24 protein-coding genes are annotated in these 20,040 nt (G+C 69.7%); 8 read left to right on the top strand and 16 right to left on the bottom strand.

The features are described 5' to 3' along the window. Positions 1-69 precede the first annotated feature (69 nt). A complete protein-coding gene (gene cobD / locus PARJ55_RS0104775; RefSeq protein ID WP_028711981.1) occupies positions 70-1,032 on the top strand; it encodes a threonine-phosphate decarboxylase CobD in 963 nt (320 codons plus the stop codon). On the opposite strand, the gene PARJ55_RS0104770 is transcribed toward cobD, so the two are convergent. Genes PARJ55_RS0104770 through PARJ55_RS0104760 form a run of 3 tightly spaced genes read right to left on the bottom strand, consistent with a single transcriptional unit; the run spans position 1,016 to position 2,833 of the window. Next, complete coding sequence (locus tag PARJ55_RS0104770) at positions 1,016-2,059, bottom strand: 5-(carboxyamino)imidazole ribonucleotide synthase (protein ID WP_028711980.1); 1,044 nt, start codon at positions 2,057-2,059, stop codon at positions 1,016-1,018. The two genes, cobD and PARJ55_RS0104770, sit on opposite strands and share 17 nt — an antisense overlap. Beyond that, entirely contained in the window at positions 2,052-2,561 is a 510-nt protein-coding gene (purE, locus tag PARJ55_RS0104765) for a 5-(carboxyamino)imidazole ribonucleotide mutase (RefSeq protein ID WP_051416152.1), read from the bottom strand. Before purE ends, PARJ55_RS0104770 begins: the two co-directional genes overlap by 8 nt. A gap of 53 nt (positions 2,562-2,614) precedes the next feature. Further along, positions 2,615-2,833, bottom strand: coding sequence for a YdcH family protein (locus tag PARJ55_RS0104760; RefSeq protein ID WP_028711978.1), 219 nt, complete (start codon positions 2,831-2,833; stop codon positions 2,615-2,617). 185 nt (positions 2,834-3,018) lie between these two features. Here PARJ55_RS0104760 and PARJ55_RS0104755 point away from each other — a divergent pair, with 185 nt between their 5' ends. Together PARJ55_RS0104755 and PARJ55_RS0104750 are read left to right on the top strand one after the other, a co-directional pair. Continuing rightward, the gene (locus PARJ55_RS0104755; protein WP_028711977.1) at positions 3,019-3,429 is read left to right on the top strand and encodes an Hsp20 family protein; all 411 of its coding nucleotides are present in this window, start codon (positions 3,019-3,021) and stop codon (positions 3,427-3,429) included. Between the two features lie 13 nt (positions 3,430-3,442). Then, positions 3,443-3,670: a DUF1150 domain-containing protein gene (locus tag PARJ55_RS0104750; protein WP_028711976.1), complete on the top strand. Its 228-nt coding sequence runs from the start codon at positions 3,443-3,445 to the stop codon at positions 3,668-3,670. Between the two features lie 245 nt (positions 3,671-3,915). Here PARJ55_RS0104750 and PARJ55_RS0104745 read toward each other — a convergent pair whose 3' ends face one another. Together PARJ55_RS0104745 and trxB are read right to left on the bottom strand one after the other, a co-directional pair. Beyond that, positions 3,916-4,734, bottom strand: coding sequence for a transcription antiterminator BlgG (locus PARJ55_RS0104745; RefSeq protein WP_036696945.1), 819 nt, complete (start codon positions 4,732-4,734; stop codon positions 3,916-3,918). A 36-nt stretch (positions 4,735-4,770) separates the two neighbouring features. Next, positions 4,771-5,787, bottom strand: a complete 1,017-nt coding sequence (trxB, locus tag PARJ55_RS0104740; protein WP_028711974.1) for a thioredoxin-disulfide reductase — start codon at positions 5,785-5,787, stop codon at positions 4,771-4,773. Positions 5,788-5,949: 162 nt separating this feature from the next. On the opposite strand from trxB, the gene PARJ55_RS0104735 reads away from it, so the two are divergent. Continuing rightward, on the top strand, positions 5,950-6,450 hold the full coding sequence (locus tag PARJ55_RS0104735; protein ID WP_028711973.1) for an Lrp/AsnC family transcriptional regulator: 501 nt from the start codon (positions 5,950-5,952) through the stop codon (positions 6,448-6,450). A gap of 39 nt (positions 6,451-6,489) precedes the next feature. Here PARJ55_RS0104735 and PARJ55_RS23860 read toward each other — a convergent pair whose 3' ends face one another. The 4 genes from PARJ55_RS23860 to lgt are packed head-to-tail and all read right to left on the bottom strand — an operon-like array spanning position 6,490 to position 10,142. Then, entirely contained in the window at positions 6,490-7,344 is an 855-nt protein-coding gene (locus tag PARJ55_RS23860; RefSeq protein WP_156929425.1) for a hypothetical protein, read from the bottom strand. A 56-nt stretch (positions 7,345-7,400) separates the two neighbouring features. After that, positions 7,401-8,189, bottom strand: a complete 789-nt coding sequence (gene pgeF / locus PARJ55_RS0104725; RefSeq protein ID WP_028711971.1) for a peptidoglycan editing factor PgeF — start codon at positions 8,187-8,189, stop codon at positions 7,401-7,403. After that, positions 8,173-9,255, bottom strand: a complete 1,083-nt coding sequence (locus PARJ55_RS0104720) for a class I SAM-dependent methyltransferase (RefSeq protein WP_028711970.1) — start codon at positions 9,253-9,255, stop codon at positions 8,173-8,175. Before PARJ55_RS0104720 ends, pgeF begins: the two co-directional genes overlap by 17 nt. Further along, positions 9,252-10,142 (bottom strand): prolipoprotein diacylglyceryl transferase, encoded by an 891-nt coding sequence (gene lgt, locus PARJ55_RS0104715; RefSeq protein ID WP_028711969.1) that lies wholly within the window; start codon positions 10,140-10,142, stop codon positions 9,252-9,254. Before lgt ends, PARJ55_RS0104720 begins: the two co-directional genes overlap by 4 nt. Positions 10,143-10,268: 126 nt before the next feature. On the opposite strand from lgt, the gene PARJ55_RS0104710 reads away from it, so the two are divergent. Continuing rightward, the gene (locus tag PARJ55_RS0104710) at positions 10,269-10,577 is read left to right on the top strand and encodes an accessory factor UbiK family protein (protein ID WP_028711968.1); all 309 of its coding nucleotides are present in this window, start codon (positions 10,269-10,271) and stop codon (positions 10,575-10,577) included. Here the strand turns inward: PARJ55_RS0104710 and PARJ55_RS0104705 are convergent. Continuing rightward, positions 10,568-10,873 (bottom strand): DUF6476 family protein, encoded by a 306-nt coding sequence (locus tag PARJ55_RS0104705; RefSeq protein WP_230378230.1) that lies wholly within the window; start codon positions 10,871-10,873, stop codon positions 10,568-10,570. The genes PARJ55_RS0104710 and PARJ55_RS0104705 overlap by 10 nt on opposite strands. Between PARJ55_RS0104705 and PARJ55_RS0104700 the strand changes: the two genes are divergently transcribed. The 3 genes from PARJ55_RS0104700 to PARJ55_RS0104690 all read left to right on the top strand — a co-directional run bounded on the left by PARJ55_RS0104700 (position 10,872) and on the right by PARJ55_RS0104690 (position 14,270). Continuing rightward, positions 10,872-11,897 (top strand): pseudouridine synthase, encoded by a 1,026-nt coding sequence (locus PARJ55_RS0104700; RefSeq protein WP_028711966.1) that lies wholly within the window; start codon positions 10,872-10,874, stop codon positions 11,895-11,897. The genes PARJ55_RS0104705 and PARJ55_RS0104700 overlap by 2 nt on opposite strands. A gap of 66 nt (positions 11,898-11,963) precedes the next feature. Beyond that, entirely contained in the window at positions 11,964-12,869 is a 906-nt protein-coding gene (rpoH, locus tag PARJ55_RS0104695; RefSeq protein WP_028711965.1) for an RNA polymerase sigma factor RpoH, read from the top strand. A 381-nt stretch (positions 12,870-13,250) separates the two neighbouring features. Beyond that, positions 13,251-14,270, top strand: coding sequence for a hypothetical protein (locus PARJ55_RS0104690; protein WP_028711964.1), 1,020 nt, complete (start codon positions 13,251-13,253; stop codon positions 14,268-14,270). 7 nt (positions 14,271-14,277) lie between these two features. Here PARJ55_RS0104690 and PARJ55_RS0104685 read toward each other — a convergent pair whose 3' ends face one another. From PARJ55_RS0104685 to PARJ55_RS0104660, 6 genes are all read right to left on the bottom strand, one after another. After that, positions 14,278-15,369 carry an SPOR domain-containing protein gene (locus PARJ55_RS0104685; protein ID WP_028711963.1) on the bottom strand — a complete coding sequence of 364 codons (1,092 nt, stop codon included), beginning with the start codon at positions 15,367-15,369 and terminating at the stop codon, positions 14,278-14,280. 71 nt (positions 15,370-15,440) lie between these two features. Continuing rightward, on the bottom strand, positions 15,441-16,076 hold the full coding sequence (gene upp, locus PARJ55_RS0104680; protein WP_028711962.1) for a uracil phosphoribosyltransferase: 636 nt from the start codon (positions 16,074-16,076) through the stop codon (positions 15,441-15,443). Further along, complete coding sequence (locus PARJ55_RS0104675) at positions 16,073-17,041, bottom strand: adenosine deaminase (RefSeq protein WP_028711961.1); 969 nt, start codon at positions 17,039-17,041, stop codon at positions 16,073-16,075. The genes upp and PARJ55_RS0104675 overlap by 4 nt, the downstream gene beginning before the upstream one ends. Further along, positions 17,038-18,222: a phosphopentomutase gene (locus PARJ55_RS0104670; RefSeq protein ID WP_028711960.1), complete on the bottom strand. Its 1,185-nt coding sequence runs from the start codon at positions 18,220-18,222 to the stop codon at positions 17,038-17,040. The genes PARJ55_RS0104675 and PARJ55_RS0104670 overlap by 4 nt, the downstream gene beginning before the upstream one ends. Beyond that, positions 18,219-19,499, bottom strand: coding sequence for a thymidine phosphorylase (locus tag PARJ55_RS0104665; protein WP_028711959.1), 1,281 nt, complete (start codon positions 19,497-19,499; stop codon positions 18,219-18,221). Before PARJ55_RS0104665 ends, PARJ55_RS0104670 begins: the two co-directional genes overlap by 4 nt. Next, complete coding sequence (locus tag PARJ55_RS0104660) at positions 19,496-19,891, bottom strand: cytidine deaminase (protein WP_011748510.1); 396 nt, start codon at positions 19,889-19,891, stop codon at positions 19,496-19,498. The genes PARJ55_RS0104665 and PARJ55_RS0104660 overlap by 4 nt, the downstream gene beginning before the upstream one ends. Between the last annotated feature and the right edge of the window lie 149 nt (positions 19,892-20,040).

Here is a 20,040-nt window from a genome sequence, read left to right as displayed (position 1 = left end):
ACAGCCAGCCTCCGCCGCTTGACCCCGGGCTTTCCTGCAGGTTCAAGGACGCCCGAGGGAGGAGCAGAGATGCGCGACCACGGCGGCGATATCGACAAGGCGGCCAGCCGCTTCGGGCGGGCGGACTGGATCGACCTGTCCACGGGAATCAACCGCCGGCCCTGGCCTGCCGGGCCGCTTTCGCCCCATGCCCTGACCGCCCTGCCGACCCGCGCCGATACCGCCCGGCTCTGCGCCGCGGCCGCCGCCCGATTCGGCTGTCCGCCGGACCAGGTGCTGCCGCTGGCCGGCGCCTCGGCGGCGATCCAGCTGCTGCCGCATGTGCTGGCGGGCCGGCGCGCGGCGGTGCTGTCGCCGACCTATAACGAACACGCCGCCAGCCTGCGCGCCGCCGGCTGGGCGGTGGCCGAGCCGAGTGACCCGGCGGCGCTGGAGGGCGCCGATCTGGCGGTGATCGTGAACCCGAACAACCCCGACGGGCGCGAATTCACGCCCGCGCAGATCGCCGCCGTCGCCGCCACGGTCGGGCATCTGGTCGTCGACGAAAGCTTCGCCGATCCGCGCCCCGACCTGTCGGTGGCGACAGCGCGGCCCGATAACGTGACGGCGCTGCGCAGCTTTGGCAAGTTCTGGGGCCTGGCCGGGCTGCGGCTGGGCTTCGCCATCGCCGCCCCCGATCTGCTGGCGCGGCTGGCCGAGCGCGCCGGCCCCTGGTCGGTCAGCGGCCCGGCGCTGGAGACCGGCGCGCAGGCGCTGGCCGACGCGGACTGGATCGACGACACCGTGGTCTGGCTGTCCGAGGCGGCGCTGCATCTCGACCAGATCGTCACCCCGCATTGGCCGCTGGTGGGCGGCACGCATCTGTTCCGGCTCTACGACACGCCCGACGCGCCCCGCGCGCGCGACCTGCTGGCCCGCGCCGGCATCTGGAGCCGCGTCTTTCCCTGGCATCCGCGCTGGATCCGCCTGGGCATCCCCGGCAACCGCGAGGAATTCGACCGCGTGGCAGGCGCCTTTACCGCAGCCGGTTGACATGGCCCATCTTGCGGCCCGGGCGCGCCTCGCCCTTCCCGTAAAGATGGACCTGGCAGCGCGGCTGCTTCAGCAGCTCGGGCAGGCGCAGCACGTCATCGCCGATCAGGTTCTCCATCTCGACATCCGCGTAACGCTGGCCGTCGCCCAAGGGCAGGCCGGCCACGGCGCGGATATGCTGTTCGAACTGGTCCACGGCGCAGCCGGCCTGCGTCCAGTGGCCGGAATTGTGCACCCGCGGCGCGATCTCGTTCACCACCAGCCCCTGCGCGGTCACGAACAGCTCGACCCCCATGACGCCGATATAGTCCAGCGCATTGACGATGCGCGCCGCGATCAGCACCGCATCGGTCAGCAGGCCGGCCGGCAACCCGCAAGGCACGGTGGTGGTGCGCAGGATGCCCTCGCGGTGCACGTTCAGGCCCGGATCATAGGCCGCGACCTGCCCGTCCGCGCCGCGCGCGACGATGACGCTGATCTCGGCCGAAAACTCCACGAACCCCTCCAGCACCGAGGGGGCGCCGGTCCAGTCGCGCTGCCCGGTATCGGAAAAGCGGATCTGCCCCTTGCCGTCATAGCCCAGCCTCCGGGTCTTGAGGATCGCGGGCGCGCCCAGTTCCCCCAGCGCCGCGGGCAGGTCGGATTCGGTTTCGACATTGCGATAGGGCGCGGTGCGCAAGCCGATGCCGGTCAGGAAGTCCTTTTCGCTCAGCCGGTCCTGCGAGATTGCCAGGGCGCGGCGGTTCGGCCGGATCGGACGGATCGATTCCAGCAGGTCCAGCGCCGCCGTCGGCACGTTCTCGAATTCATAGGTGATGACATCGACCGATTCGGCGAAGGCGCGCAACGCCGCCTCGTCCTCATAGGGCGCGGTGGTCAGCCGATGCGCCACGTCGCCCGCCGGCGCGGCGCCCGGCTCGTAGACATGGCAGCGATAGCCCAGCCGGCTGGCCGCGACCGAGAGCATGCGGCCCAGCTGCCCGCCGCCCAGGATGCCGATGGTGGCGCCGGGTTTCAGTTCACTCATCCTTGGGCTCCTCGGGGATGGAATCGCTGAGCGCCTGGCGCCAGGCCTCCAGCCGCGCCGCCAGCACGGGGTCGGAAATCGCCAGGATTCCCGCCGCCATCAGCCCGGCATTGGCGGCACCCGCCGCGCCGATGGCCATGGTCGCGACCGGATAGCCCTTGGGCATCTGCAGGATGGAATAAAGCGAATCGACGCCCGACAGCGCCTTGGTCTGCACCGGCACGCCGATCACCGGCACCCGGGTCTTGCTGGCCATCATGCCCGGCAGATGCGCGGCGCCGCCGGCGCCGGCGATGATCACCTTGAGCCCCCGCGCCACCGCCGTCTTGCCATAGTCCCACAGCCGGTCCGGCGTGCGATGCGCGGAAACGATCCGGGCCTCGTAGGCGATGCCCAGCGCGTCCAGGATGGCGGCGGCCTCGCGCATGGTCGGCCAGTCGGACTGGCTGCCCATGATGATGCCGACGGGCGTGCCGGCGGGTGTTTCGGCGGCTTTTTCCATGGCTCGACCCCCTTTTTGCGCCCCGCCCTACAGCGCCGGGCGGGATCATGCAATCAGGCGATGATGTCGGGGGTCAGCTCGTCCTCGAGCCGGGCGATGCGGTCCTTCAGCGCCAGCTTCTGCTTTTTCAGGCGCTGCAGGGTCAGCGAATGGGTCAGGCTCTGCTCGGAGAGCGCGGCGATGGCCTCGTCCAGGTCCCGGTGCTCGCGCCGCAGGACCTCCAGCCGGGCACGGGTGATCTCTTCATGGGACATTTCGTATTGGGCGTTCATGTCGGGCCTCGGGCTGGACTCCTGCGGTTATAACCCACCGTTAACGCGCTGTTAATGGGTTTGCTGATCTGCGGTTAATGCTGCGCCTGCATCTTGCGCCGGGGCGTCTCCGTTCACATATTGGTCTTGCCGGATCGCCATTCCGGGGTCCGGCCGACAGTCGCTTTGATGCAAAGGGCTTGGGAATGACCAAGATCAGTCTGGCCGCTCATCCGTTCCTGCTGGGGTTCGACCAGCTGGAGCGTCTGGCCGAACGCGCCGCCAAGGGCGCCGAGGGCTATCCGCCCTACAATATCGAACACCAGGGGCCGAACGGCTTTCGCATCACGCTGGCCGTGGCGGGTTTTTCCGAAGATGACCTGTCGATCACCCTGGAGGATCGCCAGCTGGTGATTCGCGGCCGTCAGGCCGAGGCGGATGACGAGCGGGTGTTCCTGCATCGGGGCATCGCCGCCCGCGCCTTCCAGCGCAGCTTCGTGCTGGCGGACGGGGTCGAGGTGGTGTCGGCGGGCCTGGAAAACGGGCTTCTGAACATCGACCTGCGCCGCTCCGTGCCCGACAGCATCGTGCAGACCATACCGATCAGCCGCAAGTGAAAGGGGATCGCAAATGAACGAGAAATTCGATTTCGGCCCGGAGAACACGGGCAACATCGTCTATATCCGCCGCGTCGCCATGGACAGCCTGCCCGACGAGGTGCGCCGCCAGGTGCCCGGTGCCGATGCGCTTTACGCCGTGCACGGCGCGGACGGAGAGCGGCTGGCCCTGGTCAAGGACCGCAGCCTGGCCTTCCTGCTGGCCCGCCAGAACGAGCTGACCCCGGTCAGCGTGCACTGACCCGCCGGGGCGGCAGGCCGTCGCCAAGCCCCAATCCGCGCGCCATCCCACCGGCCCGCCGAAGCCCCAAGCCCAGGCGGACGGGGCTGGGCTGGCGGACCGGCGCGCGGTTCCGCACAGGCCGCGCCTTGATTCATGACGGCGCGCGGCATTCCTGCCGGCGCTGCGTGAGCCGGCCCTCGGCTGCAGGAAAAGCCGAGCGCCTTCGCGCCCCCCGGCCCCCTCGCCTTCAGGTCGGGACGGTCTCAGGAAGCGGCGTCCTCGCCGGCCTCCGGCCCGACCAGCGTCAGGCCCAATTCCTCGCAATGATCGCGCAGCAGCGCCAGCGCCGCCGGATCACGGGGCGCGAGCAGATGCGTCGCGCCGTGATTGCGGCGGATCAGCGCCTGCCAGAGCGCCTCGCGCGCGCCGGCATGTCGGGTGGGCGCACCGGCAGTCGCCAGCAATTCGGCTTCGATCCGGCGCGCGGCATGCCCGGCGGCGACCTCATCCGCCGGATCGCAGGCCAGTACGCGCGGACAGCCCCGCTGACGGAAATCCGCCCGCAGGCCGTTCGGTCCGCGGCCAGTCTCCCCAGCAGGATCCAGCCCCTTGACCGGCCCGCCCAGATAGACCGGCCCGACCTCCCGTTGCAGCCATGCGACGCCCGGATGGGCCGGATCGGCGGTGCCGAACAGGCTTTCGGCCTCGCGTGTCTTGTCCGGGTGCCATTTGTCGGTCAGGGACAGGATGGCCATGACCGCGCCCTGGGGATCGCAGAGCGCGATATCCTCGCCCGGCTCGACCGTCCCGGCGAAATCCGCGCCGACATCCAGCACCACCGGCACCGGCCACAGGGTGCCCGAGGCCAGCCGCATCCGGTCCAGCACCGCATCGTGATCCGCCCGGGTCAGGAAACCGCGCAGCGGAGCGAAGCCGCCGCTCACCAGCAATTGCAGATCGGCCAGTTGCCGCCCGGTCAGCCGGCAGGCCGGCATGCGCCCGGCCTCGGCGCGCAGCTTCTGGCCGGCCTCGGGGCTGACATGCAGCGCCCGGATCGGGGCATGATGCGGCAGCAGGGTCATCGGCAAGCTCGCGCTGGAAAGGGCCGCGGCCCGGCCTCAGGCCGGGATCTCGGCCGCATGGGGGTTCGGCTCGCCGGCCATGTCGTGCTCGGCCAGGTAGCGTTCGGCGTCCAGCGCCGCCATGCAGCCCATGCCGGCGCTGGTCACCGCCTGGCGATAGATGTGGTCGGTCAGGTCGCCGGCGGCGAAAACGCCGGGGATCGAGGTCCGGGTGCTGCCCGGCTCGACCTTGACATAGCCGCCGTGATGCAGCTCCAGCTGGTCCTTGACCAGTTCCGAGGCCGGCGCATGGCCGATGGCGACAAAGACGCCGTCCGCCGGCACCACCTGTTCGGTCCCCTGCCGGACATGGCGCAGGCGCACGCCGGTCACGCCCAGCGGCTGGTCGTCGCCCTGCACCTCGACCAGTTCGTGATCCCACAGGATCGCGACCTTGGGATTGCGGAACAGCCGCTCCTGCAGGATCTTTTCCGCCCGCAGGCTGTCGCGGCGATGGACCAGCGTGACCTTGCTGGCGAAATTGGTCAGGAACAGCGCCTCCTCGACCGCGGTGTTGCCGCCGCCGACCACCACGACCTCGCGGTTGCGATAGAAGAATCCGTCGCAGGTGGCGCAGGCCGAGACGCCGAATCCCTTGAACTTCTCCTCGCTGGGCAGGCCCAGCCAGCGCGCCTGTGCGCCGGTGGCCAGGATCACCGCATCCGCCGTGATGCGCGCGCCCGAATCGAGTTCCGCGACAAAGGGCCGCTGCTTCAGGTCCAGCCTGGTCACCGTATCGACAAAGACGCGGGCGCCCATGGCGCGGGCATGCGCCTCCATCCTGACCATCAGGTCGGGGCCCTGGATCTCGGTCTCGCCGGGCCAGTTCTCGACCTCGGTGGTGATGGTCAGCTGGCCGCCCGGCTGCATACCCTGGATCAGCACCGGCGACAGCATCGCGCGCGCGGCATAGACGGCGGCGGTATAGCCGGCCGGGCCCGAGCCCACGATCAGCACGCGGCTATGCGCGGGCAGGCTGGCATCGGCGGCAATCTCGGCAGGGGCATGGGACATGGCAGGGACCTTTCGCTTGGCGAAGCCTTAGCTAATCACCGCCGGCCCGGCATGCAATCCATAAGGCCCCCTCGCGCAGCGGTGGAAAGAATGTTGCGCAATCCGGCCCCGCGGGATAGTTTCCGGCATGTTTTTTGCCGGAAAGGCAAGCCAGGGGACCAGATGACCGCCGCCAGACTTGACGAAATCGACCGCAAAATTCTGGCAGAGCTGCAAGCCGATGGCCGCATGACCAATGTCGAGCTGGCCCGCCGCGTCGGCATTTCCGCCCCGCCCTGCCTGCGCCGCGTCCGCGCGCTGGAGGAGATGGGCTATATCCGCGGCTATCACGCCGATATCGACGCCCGCGAGCTGGGATTCGAGGTGCAGGTCTTTGCCATGGTCCGGCTGGTCAGCCAGTCCGAGCGCGACCTGTCGGCCTTCGAGGCGCTGGCCTGCGAATGGCCGCTGGTGCGCGAGTGCCACATGCTGAACGGCGAGATCGACTTCATCCTGAAATGCGTCTCGCCCGACCTGACCAGCTTCCAGCGGTTCCTGACCGAGAAGCTGACGGCGGCGCCGAACGTGGCCTCGGTCAAGACCTCGCTGGTGATCCGCTGCGCCAAGGACGAGCCGGGCGTGCCCTTCAGCGTGGTCGAGGAACGGGCGGCGGCGCTGGGGTGAGGGGCTGACCAGTATGAACCAGCCCGACCACCCGACTATCTAGTCACCGGTAAAAATTGCGAGGAGGCTCGCAAGCTCCGCATCGGTGCTCGCCTTATATAGAATCATTTTATCATTCTTATCGTGCATTTTTGCCTGTGCAGTGATTCTTTCTTCGCCAACAGAACCAACAATATCACTGTGGATTAGCATCTCCAGCTGTTTTCCAGACAACAATATCCGAAAACCACGGCGTCCGTCTGCCAATCTCCATACAAGCCTGCTTACACTGAACTCGATGTAGCCTTCTGGGATTTCTATATCTCGCTCCTGCAGCATAAGAAGAAATTTCTCAAGCGGCGTTTCCGGCTTAATCGCCGTGGATGTTGCAAGAATGGCACCCACCGCCTCCTGAAGACTATCCGTCTTCATTTTTTTAGCAAATACTCGTTCAACAGTGCCTTTCCCGAGCCGCCAAACATTTTGCTTGTTCTCTATGTTATATCCCGACCACCCCGTTTTCCACCCATTTAGCGCAGCCTTCGCATCGCTAGGAGTCACCTGAAAAAGCGTGGAAACAATCCGATCGACTTCGTTAGGAATAATATATCCGTCCGCATCTAAGATCGGGCCTACGGTCGTAGTTTCGCCATCGATACAGAAAACCCAATACTCTCCGTTGGACACCACTCCCATCTCTCCACGGGTCAAATAAGGAGTAACAAAACCTGGATTGAGAGTGCGGGAAATTTTTTTTGCTTCGATCATCCAGATCGGGCGCTCATTACCATCGACTAGCGCTATATCGACCGACAAACGCCTATTCGGTCCGTTGGGTTTGAAATATTCAAAGTAAGACTCGAGTCCGTTCAAAGCGCAAGCCTCGTCGACAATAGGCATGACCAAGCGATACATAACCCATCTTTCAGCGGGCTGCCGACGGAATTGTCTGCTTCTCCAGTTTCTCGCCATTATTTGTCAAACACCCCCTCTCCCTCCAACGCGATGGCCGAGATCAGCCGCCCGTAATCCGCCTGGTTCTGATGCGTGCTGCGGCGATAGGAGAAGAACCGCTCCGGGTCGGAATAGGTGCAGTGCCCGGTCCATTCCGCCTCCACCCCGGCCTCGCGCAGCCGCATCAGGCCGAAGGAGGGCAGGTCGAACATCGGCCGCCCGTTCGGCCCGCCGGCGAAGAAGCGGTGGTAATCCGGGTCCTCGACCAGGAACGCGTCCATGAAATCCTCGCCGACCTCATAGGCGCGCTGGCTGATCGTCGGGCCGATCACCGCGCGGATGCGGCTGGCGCCCAGGTCGTTCATCGCCCCCACCGTCGCCTCGATCACCCCGGACAGCGCGCCGCGCCAGCCGGCATGGACGGCGCCGATCACCCCGGCCTGGGGGTCGGCCAGCAGGATCGGCTGGCAATCCGCCGTCAGCACCGCCAGGGCCGCGCCCGGCCGGTCGGTGACGATGCCGTCGGCGCGGATCTGTGCGAAATCGGCCGGTTCGTCGCCGGCACGCAGCACCGCGACCTCGGCGGAATGGACCTGATGCACGGTTGTCAGCCGGCCCGGCGGCACGCCCATCGCCTCGGCCACGCGGGCGCGGTTGATGCTCACGATCTCGCCCTGGTCGCTGGAGCCGTAGCCGCAGTTCAGCCCCGCGAACAGGCCCGAGGAGGCGCCGCCGCGCCGGGTGAAGAAGCCGTGCCGCACCGAGGCGAGCAGCGGATGGGTCAGGATCTCAAGCGTCGTCTGCATCGTCGTCCAGGGGCTCGAATCCGGCAGGCACGGGCGCATGGCGAGCCCAGAAGGCCAGCACCTTGAACAGGTGACCCATTTCGCCGGGCGCGGTCAAGCGATGAAGCGCAGCCATGGCGCCGCCGTCCCCGGCCGCCGCCAGACGCTGGGCGCGCTGCGCGATCCCCAGCCGCAGCAGCCATTCGCCCTGCGTCGCCATGCAAGAGACGCGGGCCCCGGCCGCCCGCGCCGCCCAGGCCAGGGGCGCGAAATCGACATGCGCGGTCAGGTCGGCCTCGCCCGGATGCGCCAGCGGGTCCTCGGGGCGGTGCCGGCGCAGGGCCTGGAAGGTGTCGCCCTGCCCGTCCCAGCCGCCATAGTCGATGACGAGGGCGCAGCCGCCATGCGCCGCGATCCGCCCGGCCAGCGCCGAGACGATCGGCCCGGCCGCGGGACAGAACTCGCGGATCACCCCTTGCGGCGCGGGCCGCAGGATGCGCTCCGGCGCAGCGCCCTGCCCATCCACCGCAGCCAGCCCCAGCGCCAGCCCCTCCTCCGGGCCCAAGGTCACCACCCGCTCGGCCCAGCCCTGCCCGCCCATCCGGAACTGCCGGATGGGCAGCGCGTCGAAGAACTCGTTCGCGACCAGGAACAGCGGCGCCTGCGGCAGCTGCGCCGCATCGTCCAGATGGCTGATATCGCCCAGCGTCTCGCGCTGCACCCGGCGCAGATGCGGCGATGCCTCGACCAGGACCACCTGCGCCGCCTCGCGCATGCCGGGCACCCCACGGATCGCGCGCAGGATATCGGCCATCAGCGTGCCGCGGCCGGGTCCCAGCTCGGCCAGGGTGAAGGGCGCGGGGCTGCCCTGGTCCAGCCAGGCCTGCGCCAGCGCCAGCCCGACCATCTCGCCGAACATCTGGCTGATCTCGGGCGCGGTGGTGAAATCGCCGCCGGCGCCGAAAGGATCGCGGGTCGCGTAATAGCCATGCTCGGGATGCAGCAGGCACAGCCGCATGTAGTCGTCCAGCCGCATCGGCCCGGACAGCCGGATGCGCGCGGCGATGATCCGCGCCAGCGGCGTCATGCGGCGCCCGGCGCGATGGCCGGCCGTGCGCGGGCACGGATCAGGAAGGCCAGCCCGACCAGAACCATGGGCAGCGACAGCAGCTGCCCCATGGTCACGCCCCAGACCGGCCCGCCCAGCACATGGCCCAGCGGATTGTCGGGGGTGATGAATTGCGCATCGGCCTGGCGGAAGAACTCGACCACGAAGCGCGACAGGCCGTAGCCCATCACGAAAACCCCCAGCGCCTGCCCCGGCCGGCGCAGCCCGCCGGAGCGCACCAGCAGCACCAGCACCAGCGCCAGCAGCACCCCTTCCAGCCCGGCCTCGTAAAGCTGGCTTGGATGCCGGGCGCAGGGGCCGGTGACGCCGGGGCACATCTGCGCCGCCTCGCCCGGGAAGATCACGCCCCAGGGCGCATCGGTCGGCCGGCCCCACAGCTCGGCATTGATGAAATTCGCCAGCCGGCCCAGCCCCAGCCCGACCGGCGTCGCCACCGACAGCGCATCGGCCAGGCGCAGCGCCGGGATGCCGTGCCGCCGGCAGAACCACCAGGAAGCCAGCACCACACCGAGGAATCCGCCGTGAAAGGACATGCCGCCCTGCCAGATCACCGGGATCTGCCCGGGATTGGCCAGGTAGTAGCCCGGCTCGTAGAACAGCACGAAGCCCAGACGCCCGCCCAGCACCACGCCGACGATCACCCAGGTCAGCAATTCCTCGACCTGCTCGGGGCGCATCGGCGCGGCGTCGCCCCAAAGCCGCGGGCGCCGCATCAATGCCACGATGATGCGCCAGCCGATCAGCAGCCCGGCCAGATAGGCCAAGGCATACCAGCGCAGCGAGAAATCCATGCCGAAAAGATGGATGGTGAAGATCTCGGGCGAGATGTCGGGAAAGGGGATCATGGGCTCCTCGTTTCGGCGCGGGCAGGCTACGCGGGGGCGGCCCGGTGTCAACCGCCGCCGTCAGGCAATTGAACAGCGGCCCCGGCAGGGCCATATAGGGGCCGACGCTGAACCGAAAGGCCCGCCATGACCGCGAACAACCGCTTTCTCGACGATCTCTCGAAATTGATGACCAATGCCATGGGCGTGGCCCAGGGCGCCAAGGACGAGGCGCAGACCGCCTTCAACAGCTGGATCGACCGCTGGCTGGCCGACCGCGACTTCGTCACCCGCGAGGAATTCGAGGCCGTGCGCGAGATGGCGATCAAGGCCCGGACCGAGAATGCCGAGCTGCGCGCCCGCCTGGATGCGCTCGAGGGCAAGGGCGTCGTCTCGGTCACTCCGACCGGCCCGCTTGGCGGCGGCACGGCAGAGACCGGCGGCGATCAGGGCTGAACGGTTTCGCGCAGCCGGCCCTGCTTGTCGTAAAGCAGCACCTCGCCCGTCTCGGTCACCACCACCAGCCAGTCGCGGGCGAAGGTGACGGCGGCGGGTCTCGCGCCTTCGGGCAATACGACCTGCCCGGGCAGTTCCGGCAGCGGCGGCTGCGACAGGCGCAGCCACAGCAGCGCCGCGATCACCAGAACGCCCAAGCCCATCACCGCCGCCAGCGCGGTCACCAGAAAGCGCAGCCAGCGCAGCATCGGCAGCGCTTCCTCTGGCCCGCCGTCCAGCCTATCATCCCGTGCCATGGCCGAAATCCTTATCACCATTCCCGAAGGTCTGTCCGAGCGCCTTGATAAGGCGCTTGCCCTTGCCGCGCCAGAGCAGGCGGCGCTGTCGCGCTCGCGCCTGGCCAAGCTGATCGCCGAGGGCGCGGTCACCGGGCCCTCGGGGCGCGTGACCGACGGCAAGGCCCGGGCCGAGACCGGCGATTACCTGGTCGAAATCGGCGAGCCCGAGGCCCTGGACGCACGGCCCGAGCCGATCCCGCTGAGCATCGCCTATGAGGACGCGGAGCTGATCGTCGTGGACAAGCCCGCCGGCATGGTGGTGCATCCCGCGCCCGGCGCACCCTCGGGGACGCTGGTCAACGCGCTGCTCGCGCATTGCGCGGGCAGCCTGTCGGGGATCGGCGGCACCGCCCGGCCCGGCATCGTGCACCGGATCGACAAGGAGACCTCGGGCCTGCTGGTGGTGGCAAAGACCGACCGCGCGCATCAGGGGCTGGCCCGGCAATTCGCCGATCACAGCGCGCGGCGGCGTTATCTGGCCATCGCGCATGGCATGATCGACCCGGCCGATGCGCGGCTGCGCGGCCTGCCGGGCCTGGGCTTCGAGCCGGGCGGCGTGCTGCGCATCGCCACGCTGATCGGCCGCCACCCCGGCGACCGGCAGCGCCAGGCGGTCAGCTTCCGGAACGGCCGCCACGCCGTGACCCGCGCCCGGGTGATCGAGACCTTCGGCACGCCCCCCGCCGCCATGCTGGTCGAATGCCGGCTGGAAACCGGCCGCACCCATCAAATCCGCGTGCACATGGCCCATGCGGGATTGGGCCTGGTGGGCGACCCGGTCTATGGTGGCGCAAGGCGGGCCTCGGCCAGGGCGCTGGGGGCGGATGCCGCCGCAGCCGTCGCCGCCTTTCCCCGTCAGGCCCTGCACGCGGCCGAGCTGGGCTTCGAACATCCGGTCAGCGGCCAGACGCTGTCCTTCGCCAGCCCGCTGCCGCCCGACATGGCCGGACTGCTGGCCAGATTGCGCGACGCACCGGGCTGACGGAACCCGGGCCCCGCCGATAGCGTTCACAATTACCCGCCAAAGCGCGGGACAGGGAATTTTCAGATGGCGAACTACACCAACCTTCCGGCACCCAGCCCCGAACAGGGCCTCAACCGCTACCTGCAGGAGATCCGCAAGTTTCCCCTGCTGGAACCGGAGGAGGAATACATGCTGGCCAAGGCCTGGGTGGACCATCAGGACGCCGAGGCGGCCCAGAAGCTGGTGACGAGCCACCTGCGGCTCGCCGCCAAGATCGCGATGGGCTATCGCGGCTACGGCCTGCCGCAGGCCGAGGTGATCTCCGAGGCGAATGTCGGCCTGATGCAGGCGGTGAAACGCTTCGATCCGGAAAAGGGCTTCCGACTCGCCACCTATGCCATGTGGTGGATCCGCGCCTCGATCCAGGAATACATCCTGCGGTCCTGGTCGCTGGTGAAGATGGGCACCACCTCGGCGCAGAAGAAGCTGTTCTTCAACCTGCGCAAGGCCAAGTCCAAGCTGGGCGCGCTGGAGGAAGGCGACCTGCGCCCGGAAAACGTCACCCAGATCGCCCATGACCTGAACGTGACCGAGCAGGAGGTCATCGACATGAACCGCCGCCTGTCCAGCGGCGACGCCTCGCTGAATGCGACGGTGGGCTCGGGCGACGGGGAATCGACGGCGCAATGGCAGGACTGGCTGGAGGACGAGGACGCCAACCAGGCCGAGGCATTCGCCGAGGCCGACGAGTTGTCGGCGCGGCGCGAGATGCTGATCGCCGCCATGGACGTGCTGAACGACCGCGAAAAGGACATCCTGATGGAGCGCCGCCTGCGCGACGACCCCATGACGCTGGAGGATCTTTCGACGCGCTACGACGTCTCACGCGAGCGCATCCGCCAGATCGAGGTCCGCGCCTTCGAGAAGCTGCAGAACCGCATCCGCGAACTGGCGCGCGAGCGCGGCATGACGGTGCCCGAAACCGCCTGAGCCGCATTTGCAGCCCGCCGGGCCGTTCCCTCGCCTGCGGACCCGCGGCCAGCCATGGCCCGGCCCGGCATGGCGCCCGTGCCGGCGCGGGGCGCGGGCGGGGCTACTGGGACCGGGAAACCCTCTGCCCGGCTGCCCGGACCTGCCTTTGCGCCCCGCAGCGCAGGCCGGCAGCCTTGTGGTAGGGGCGATCCGCTGCGGCGCAAGCCGGGGCCTGATCGGGCCGGGAAGGCGCCGCGGTTTTCCGGGCTGCGCGCCCGCGCCCGCACGGACCGTCCCGGGGGCTTGCGCAAGGCGAATTATCGTGACAGCGGGCAGAGTTGACCGGCGCCCGGCTTGGCTTATGGTCGGGACAGGACAGCAGGGGCCGATGGCGCGGACATGACGGCGCTGAACCAATATCAACGGCTGGAAGCCGCAGGAATCTGGCGCGAGACGCCCCAATCGCAGTTGCGCGACGTCATCGTCTCGTTCGGCGACGCGACATTGGTGCTGACCGATCCGCGCTCCGAGGTGCCGCTGGCGCATTGGTCGCTGCCGGCGGTGACGCGGCTCAATCCCGGCAAGCTGCCGGCGCGCTACGCCCCGGGGGGCGCCGATGCCGGCGAAGAGCTGGAAATCGACGACGAGCTGATGATCTCGGCCATATCCAAGGTGCATCAGGTGATCGAGGCCAGCAAGCCGCATCCCGGCCGGCTGCGCGGCGGGCTGATGCTGGGCGCGGCGGCGGTCATGGCGCTGCTGGCGGTGTTCTGGGTGCCGCCGGCCCTGGTGCGCCATGCCGCCGACATCGCCCCCCCGGCGCAGCGGGCCGAGATCGGGCGCATGGTTCTGGCCGAGATCGCCAAGACCACCGGCAGCCCCTGCTCGCGCCCGGCGGGCGACATGGTGCGGCAGAAGCTGGCGATGCGGCTGATCGGCCCGGATGCGCAGATCGCCGTGCTGCCGGCGACGCTGCGCGGCGCCATCCGCCTGCCCGGCCCGATCACCGTCATCGGCGAGGATCTGATCGAGGGGCAGATGACTCCCGAGGTGGCGGCCGGCCATATCCTGGCCGCGCAGGCCGCGGCGGTGCGCGACGACCCGATGCTGGCGGCGCTGCGCCATGCCGGGCCGCGCGCCACCTTTCACCTGCTGACCGCGGGCACGCTGCCGGCGAAATCCCTGGCCGGCTATGGCGAGAAGCTGCTGGCCGACCCGGTGCCGCGCCCGGAGGACGAGCCGCTGCTGGCCTATTTCACCCGCGCCGGCATTTCGAGCGAGCCCTACGCCCGTTCGCTGGACCCGACCGGAGAGGCGGTGCTGGGCCTGATCGAGGCCGACCCCTTCCGCACCGCCGAGCCCCGGCCGGTGCTGAACGACCGCGAATGGATCGCCCTGCAGGAGATCTGCGACCAGTGACGGCGGCTTAGCGCGGAAAGGCATCGGGAAACCCCGCCTTGCGGATGCCGTCCAGCGCGCGGACGATGCTTTCGCGATCCGGGAAAGGGCCGGCCATGATGACCTGCACCTCGCGCCCGCCGACCCGGTCGGTGCCGCGCAGCACCGGATAGCCCATCTGGGCGATGCGCCGGGCGGCACGTTCGGCATTCTCGGGATTGGCGAAGGTGCCCAGCTGCACATAGCGCGCCCCGGCGGGGATCATGCCGCCCGAAGGGGATGGCCGGCTGGCCTGCGCGGCGGGTTTGGCCCGGGGCGCCGCCCCGGCGCCTGCCGCGGGCTTGGCGACGGGCGCCGGCTGTTTCCCGGCGGCCGGTGCAGAGGCGGACGGGGCGGGACGGGCAGCGTCGGGCTGGGGGCGGGCCGGGGCCGACGAGGCCGAGGGCGGGACAGCAGCAGCCATTGCGGGCGGACGCGTGTTGCCGGCCGGGGAAAGGCTGCCGATCGGCCGCAGAAAGCTGAGCCGCGACAGGTCCGATTCCGGCAGCGAAGCGCAATAGCCCTGCGACGGATCGCGGCCTAGCCGCGCGGGATCCGCCTCTCCGTCATAGCCCAGCAGCTCGCAAAGCCGGCGGTTCGGCCGCAGCGCGCCGCCCATGCCCTGACGCACCGCCGGCGCCGCCGTCAGCGCCGCGCGCAGGGCATCGGCCGGACCGGAGGGGGCCGGCTCGGCGCCCAGATCGGGCCGGCGTTCCATCGGCTGCGGATCGCTGGCCAGTTCCCCCGGCTGCAGGTTGGTCAGAACCTGCAGCGACAGCGCCTCCGCCAGCAGCTCGGCGCGGCTGCGCCCGGCATTCGGGTCCAGCGCACGCAGCCGCGGCTTGCCGCCCAGCCCGCGCGCCGACAGCGTCGGGGGATAGCCGCAGATCGGCGTGCCGTCGCGGGCGAGCCGCGCGGTCCAGCTGCCCGCATCATCGCGCAGGAACACGCAGCCGCGGCTGTCGATATATTGCCGCGAGGGGAAATCCGCCGGCGGATCCTCGGCCGGGCGCGGCGCCTGCGCCAGAGCCAGCCCCGGCAGCAGCGCCAGCGCCAGCATGATCCGCAGAATCATCCGCATCATCCCATCCCCGAATCGCTCTCTTGATCCGGTGATAGGGCGAAAGCCCTGAAGAGCCGGTTAACGCAGCCTCATTTCGTGCCGAACATGCGGTCGCCGGCATCGCCCAGGCCCGGCACGATATAGCCGTGATCGTCCAGCCGCTCGTCCAGCGCGGCGGTGACGATCGGCACGTCGGGATGGGCCTCGCGCATGCGCGCCACCCCCTCGGGCGAGGCGAGCAGGCACAAAAAGCGCAAGTTGCGCGCGCCCTCGGCCTTGAGCAGGTCGATGGCCGCGACCGACGAGTTCCCCGTCGCCAGCATCGGATCGACGACAATGGTCATGCGCGCATCCAACTCTCTGGGAACCTTGGAGTAATATTGCACCGGCTGCAGCGTCTCGGGGTCGCGGTAAAGCCCGATGAAACCGACGCGGGCGGCCGGGATCAGCTCCAGGATGCCGTCCATCAGCCCGTTTCCGGCCCGCAGGATCGAGATCAGCGCCAGCTTCTTGCCTTCCAGCGTCGGCGCCTCCATCTCGCAAAGCGGGGTCTCGATGCGGGTGGTGGTCATCTCCAGCTCGCGCGTGACCTCATAGGCCAGAAGCAGGCTGATTTCCCGCAGCAGGCGGCGGAAGCCGGCGGTCGAGGTCGTCTTGTCGCGCATCAGGGTCAGCTTGTGCTGCACCAGCGGGTGATCGACGACGGTCAGATGCGCTTGGGTCATGTCAGGTCCTTTCGCAGGCGGGTTCGGGTGGTCTGGTCGCAGAATGCCGCATCGGCGGCCCAAAGGTTCATCTGCCGGAATTCCGCCTCGGCCCAGCCGAAGGCATCGGCAAGCCGTTGATATTCCTGCGACAGGCTGGTGTGGAAGAAGGGCGGATCGTCGGTCGAGACGGTGACGCGCACGCCCGCGTCGGCCAGCCGCGCGATGGGATGGGCGGCCCAGTCCCGCACCAAGCCAAGCGCGATGTTCGAGCCGGGGCAGACCTCCAGCGTGATCCCGCGCTCGGCCAGGTCGCGGAGCAGCTGCGCATCCTCGACGGCGCGGATGCCGTGGCCGATGCGGCTGACGCCAAGCGCCAGCGCGTCGCGGATCGACTCGGGCCCGCGCCACTCGCCGGCATGGGCGGTCAGGCCCAGCCCGGCCTCGCGCGCGCAGTCGAAGGCCCAGGCGAAATCGCCAAGCTCGCCGGCATCCTCGGCGCCGCCGATGCCGAGCCCGGCAACCCAGCCGCCCGAGGTCTCGGCGGCGCAGATCGCGGTGCGCTTGGCGCGCTCGGCGCCGAAATGGCGGATGCAGGTCAGCACGGCGCGGCTGGCGATGCCGCCGCGCTCGGCCTCGACCGCGGCCTCCTCCATGGCAGCGAGATAGTCGCGCCAGGCCGGCAGGTCCGCGCCGCCGCAGAACTCGGGCGAAACGAAAAGCTCGGCATAGATCACGCCCTGCTCGGCGCATTCCGCCAGCACCTCGGACAGCAGCCGGGCATAGTCGCGCGGCGTGGTCAGAACCGAGGTCGCCGCCTCATAGACCCGCAGGAAGTCCTTGAAATCGCGATAGGCATAGGCGCCCTTCTCGTCGAAGATGCCGCCGATGTCGCGATGTTTCTCGGCCGCGAGCGCCCGGATGAAACCGGGCGGCGCCGCGCCTTCCAGATGCAGGTGCAGCTCGATCTTCTTCAGCGATTTCACAGGAACGACCTCCCCGGCCCGACCGGCGGCAGGCCGAGATGCGCGGCGACCGAGGCGGCGATATCGGCGAAACCGACCTGGCCGATGCCGCGCGGGCCATAGCCCCAGCCCAGCACCGGCACGCGTTCGCGGGTGTGGTCGGTGCCGTGCCAGCTCGGGTCGTTGCCGTGGTCGGCGGTGAAGATCGCCAGATCCCCCGGCCGCAGGCGCGCCATCAGCGCCCCCGCCACCCCGTCGAACCATTCCAGAGCCGCCGCATAGCCCGTCACGTCGCGGCGATGGCCGTAGAGGCTGTCGAATTCGACGAAATTGGCGAAGGTCAGGCTGCCCGGCTCGGCCGCGTCGGCAAGCGCCAGCAGATGGCCGGCCAGATCGGCATCGGACCTGCCCTTGTGCAGCCTGCCGATGCCGCGATGCGAGAAGATGTCGCCGATCTTGCCCACGGCATGGGTCGCCCGCCCCGCCTCTTGCGCCACGTCCAGAAGCGTCGGCGCCGGGGGGGCGATGGCATAATCGCGGCGGTTGGGGGTGCGGGCGAAACTGCCCTCGGCGCCCAGGAAGGGCCGGGCGATGACGCGGCCCACGCGCATCGGGTGGACCAGGGCGGCCACCTTCTCGCAGAGCCGGTAAAGCCGGTCGAGGCCGAAGCCTTCCTCATGCGCGGCGATCTGCAAGACGCTGTCGGCCGAGGTGTAGCAGATCGGCCAGCCGCTGCGCAGATGCTCGGCCCCCAGCCGGGCGATGATCTCGGTTCCCGAGGCATGTTCGTTGCCGAGGATGCCCATGGTCCCCGCGGCTTCGGCGATGCGTTCGGTCAGCTCGGCGGGAAAGGCCGGGCGGGTGTTCGGGAAATAATGCCAGTCCCAGGGCACGGGAACGCCCGCGATCTCCCAATGGCCGGACGGGGTGTCCTTGCCGCGCGAAACCTCGGTCGCAGCACCCCAGAGCCCCTGCGGCCGGGCGCCAAGGCCCGGGGCCGCCTCGCCGCTGGCCAGCCGGATCGCGGCGCCCAGGCCCAGCGCGTCCAGATGCGGCATGTGCAGCGGCCGCGCCCGGGCGATATGGGCGACGGTATTGGCACCGGTATCGGGCCGGTCGTCGTTGAAATAGGCGCCCGCGTCGGGCGCCCCGCCGATGCCCACCGAATCCATCACGATCAGGAAGGCGCGTCTGTCGGTCATGTTACCTCGCTGCGGATCAATGGGCCGGGCTCCGGCCCATCGCCCAGCAGATAGGCGGCCGCCACGGTGGCGGCTGCTGCCTCGGCCGCCGCCTCGGAGGCGGCATGGACCAGCGCCAGGGGACGACCCGGACCCGCCTCCTCGCCGATGCGGAGCAGTTCCGCAAGCCCCACCCGCGGGTCGATCCGGTCGCCCGCATGCAGCCGCCCGCCGCCAAGTGCAACCACGGCATGACCCAGCGCCTCGGTGTCGATGGCGGCGACGCGGCCATGGCCGGGCACGGCACGCACCACCGGCGCGGAGGGCAGGTGGTGGTCGGGATGCTCCAGCAGGTCGGCGGGCCCGCCCTGCGCCGCGACCATGCGGGCGAAACGCTCGGCCGCGGCGCCGCTCTCCAGCGCCCGCAAGGCGCCATCGGACAGGCCCCCAAGGTCGAGACAGGCCGAGGACAGCGCCAGCGACAGCTCGCGCAGCGCGCCCTGTCCGCCCGTGAGCACGGCGATAGCCTCGCGCAGCTCCAGCGCATTGCCGGCGGCGCGGGCCAGCGGCTGGTCCATGTCGGTGACATAGGCGCGGGTGCGGCAACCGGCGCCCGTCGCGGTATCGACCAGCGCGCGGGCCAGCCCCAGCGCCGCATCCGGTCCGCGCAGAAAGGCGCCGCTGCCCTGCTTGACGTCCAGCACCAGCGCATCGAGCCCCGCCGCCAGCTTCTTCGACAGGATCGAGGCGGTGATGAGGTCGACCGAGCCCACCGTCGCGCTTTCATCGCGGATCGCGTAAAGCCGCGCATCGGCCGGCGCAAGGTCGCGCCCGGCCGCGACGATGGCGCAGCCGACCCCGGCCACCACGCGGCGGAAATCGTCCTCGGACAGCGCGGTGCGGAGGCCGGGGATCGCCTCCAGCTTGTCCAGCGTGCCGCCGGTATGGCCGAGCCCCCGCCCCGAGATCATCGGGACATAGGCACCGCAGCTGGCCACCAGCGGGGCCAGGATCAGGCTGACCGCATCGCCGATGCCGCCGGTCGAATGCTTGTCCACCACCGGCCCCGGCAGGTCCCAGCGCAGCACATGGCCGGAATCGCGCATCGCCCGGGTCAGCGCCACCCGGCCGGATTCGTCCAGCCCACGCAGCAGCACCGCCATGGCGAAGGCTGCGGCCTGCGCATCGCTGACCGAACCATCGGCCAAGCCGCGCGCGACCAGCGCCGCGCCGGCCGCGTCCAGCCCGCGCCCGTCGCGGACCGCGGCGATCACCGGACGCGGATCGGCAGGGCTCATTCGGTGCCCGACATGTGGCTGATGCCGAAACGTCCGGGCAGCAGCTCGCCGATGGTGGTGGCCAGCTCGTGGCCGCGGGTGGTGGCCAGCAGCACCGGGGTCTCGGGTCGGCCGAACTCGGCCAGCTTCTGCCGGCAGCCGCCGCAGGGCGGCACCGGACCCTGCGAGTCGGCGATGACGGCGACCTCGACGATCTCGGTCTCGCCCGCCGCGACCATGGCGGCGATGGCGCCGGCCTCGGCGCAGGTGCCCTCGGGATAGGCCACGTTCTCGACATTGCAGCCGGCATAGATCCGCCCCGAGGCCCCGCGCACCGCCGCGCCGACCTTGAAATTGGAATAGGGCGCATAGGCCCTTTCGCGCACCTCGCGCGCCGCATCCAGAAGCGCCATTACCCCACCTTTCGCCTGCCACCCGACCGGATTGCGAGTTTGCGCGCCCGCCCATCGCGATGCAAGTCCGGCGCATCCCCGCCCCCGGCCGAGATGCCCCCTGTTCTCCGCCGGAAAAATAGTTTAACGCTGAACCATCTTGAGAGGAG

Origin of the sequence: Paracoccus sp. J55 (assembly GCF_000513975.1) — a bacterium.
GTDB lineage: Bacteria > Pseudomonadota > Alphaproteobacteria > Rhodobacterales > Rhodobacteraceae > Paracoccus.
This window is presented reverse-complemented; position numbering and strand designations above follow the sequence as displayed.

Coding starts and splice junctions, on each gene's coding strand:
- PARJ55_RS0104770 (WP_028711980.1), bottom strand. CDS start 2,059: ATGAGTGAACTGAAACCCGGCGCCACCATCGGCATCCTGGGCGGCGGG.
- rpoH (WP_028711965.1), top strand. CDS start 11,964: ATGGCGAACTACACCAACCTTCCGGCACCCAGCCCCGAACAGGGCCTC.
- PARJ55_RS0104660 (WP_011748510.1), bottom strand. CDS start 19,891: ATGGCGCTTCTGGATGCGGCGCGCGAGGTGCGCGAAAGGGCCTATGCG.
- pgeF (WP_028711971.1), bottom strand. CDS start 8,189: ATGCAGACGACGCTTGAGATCCTGACCCATCCGCTGCTCGCCTCGGTG.
- PARJ55_RS0104750 (WP_028711976.1), top strand. CDS start 3,443: ATGAACGAGAAATTCGATTTCGGCCCGGAGAACACGGGCAACATCGTC.
- trxB (WP_028711974.1), bottom strand. CDS start 5,787: ATGTCCCATGCCCCTGCCGAGATTGCCGCCGATGCCAGCCTGCCCGCG.
- PARJ55_RS0104700 (WP_028711966.1), top strand. CDS start 10,872: ATGGCCGAAATCCTTATCACCATTCCCGAAGGTCTGTCCGAGCGCCTT.
- PARJ55_RS0104755 (WP_028711977.1), top strand. CDS start 3,019: ATGACCAAGATCAGTCTGGCCGCTCATCCGTTCCTGCTGGGGTTCGAC.
- PARJ55_RS0104705 (WP_230378230.1), bottom strand. CDS start 10,873: ATGGCACGGGATGATAGGCTGGACGGCGGGCCAGAGGAAGCGCTGCCG.
- PARJ55_RS0104710 (WP_028711968.1), top strand. CDS start 10,269: ATGACCGCGAACAACCGCTTTCTCGACGATCTCTCGAAATTGATGACC.
- PARJ55_RS0104685 (WP_028711963.1), bottom strand. CDS start 15,369: ATGCGGATGATTCTGCGGATCATGCTGGCGCTGGCGCTGCTGCCGGGG.
- PARJ55_RS0104665 (WP_028711959.1), bottom strand. CDS start 19,499: ATGAGCCCTGCCGATCCGCGTCCGGTGATCGCCGCGGTCCGCGACGGG.
- lgt (WP_028711969.1), bottom strand. CDS start 10,142: ATGATCCCCTTTCCCGACATCTCGCCCGAGATCTTCACCATCCATCTT.
- PARJ55_RS23860 (WP_156929425.1), bottom strand. CDS start 7,344: ATGTATCGCTTGGTCATGCCTATTGTCGACGAGGCTTGCGCTTTGAAC.
- purE (WP_051416152.1), bottom strand. CDS start 2,561: ATGGAAAAAGCCGCCGAAACACCCGCCGGCACGCCCGTCGGCATCATC.
- PARJ55_RS0104760 (WP_028711978.1), bottom strand. CDS start 2,833: ATGAACGCCCAATACGAAATGTCCCATGAAGAGATCACCCGTGCCCGG.
- PARJ55_RS0104735 (WP_028711973.1), top strand. CDS start 5,950: ATGACCGCCGCCAGACTTGACGAAATCGACCGCAAAATTCTGGCAGAG.
- PARJ55_RS0104670 (WP_028711960.1), bottom strand. CDS start 18,222: ATGACCGACAGACGCGCCTTCCTGATCGTGATGGATTCGGTGGGCATC.
- cobD (WP_028711981.1), top strand. CDS start 70: ATGCGCGACCACGGCGGCGATATCGACAAGGCGGCCAGCCGCTTCGGG.
- upp (WP_028711962.1), bottom strand. CDS start 16,076: ATGACCCAAGCGCATCTGACCGTCGTCGATCACCCGCTGGTGCAGCAC.
- PARJ55_RS0104690 (WP_028711964.1), top strand. CDS start 13,251: ATGACGGCGCTGAACCAATATCAACGGCTGGAAGCCGCAGGAATCTGG.
- PARJ55_RS0104720 (WP_028711970.1), bottom strand. CDS start 9,255: ATGACGCCGCTGGCGCGGATCATCGCCGCGCGCATCCGGCTGTCCGGG.
- PARJ55_RS0104745 (WP_036696945.1), bottom strand. CDS start 4,734: ATGACCCTGCTGCCGCATCATGCCCCGATCCGGGCGCTGCATGTCAGC.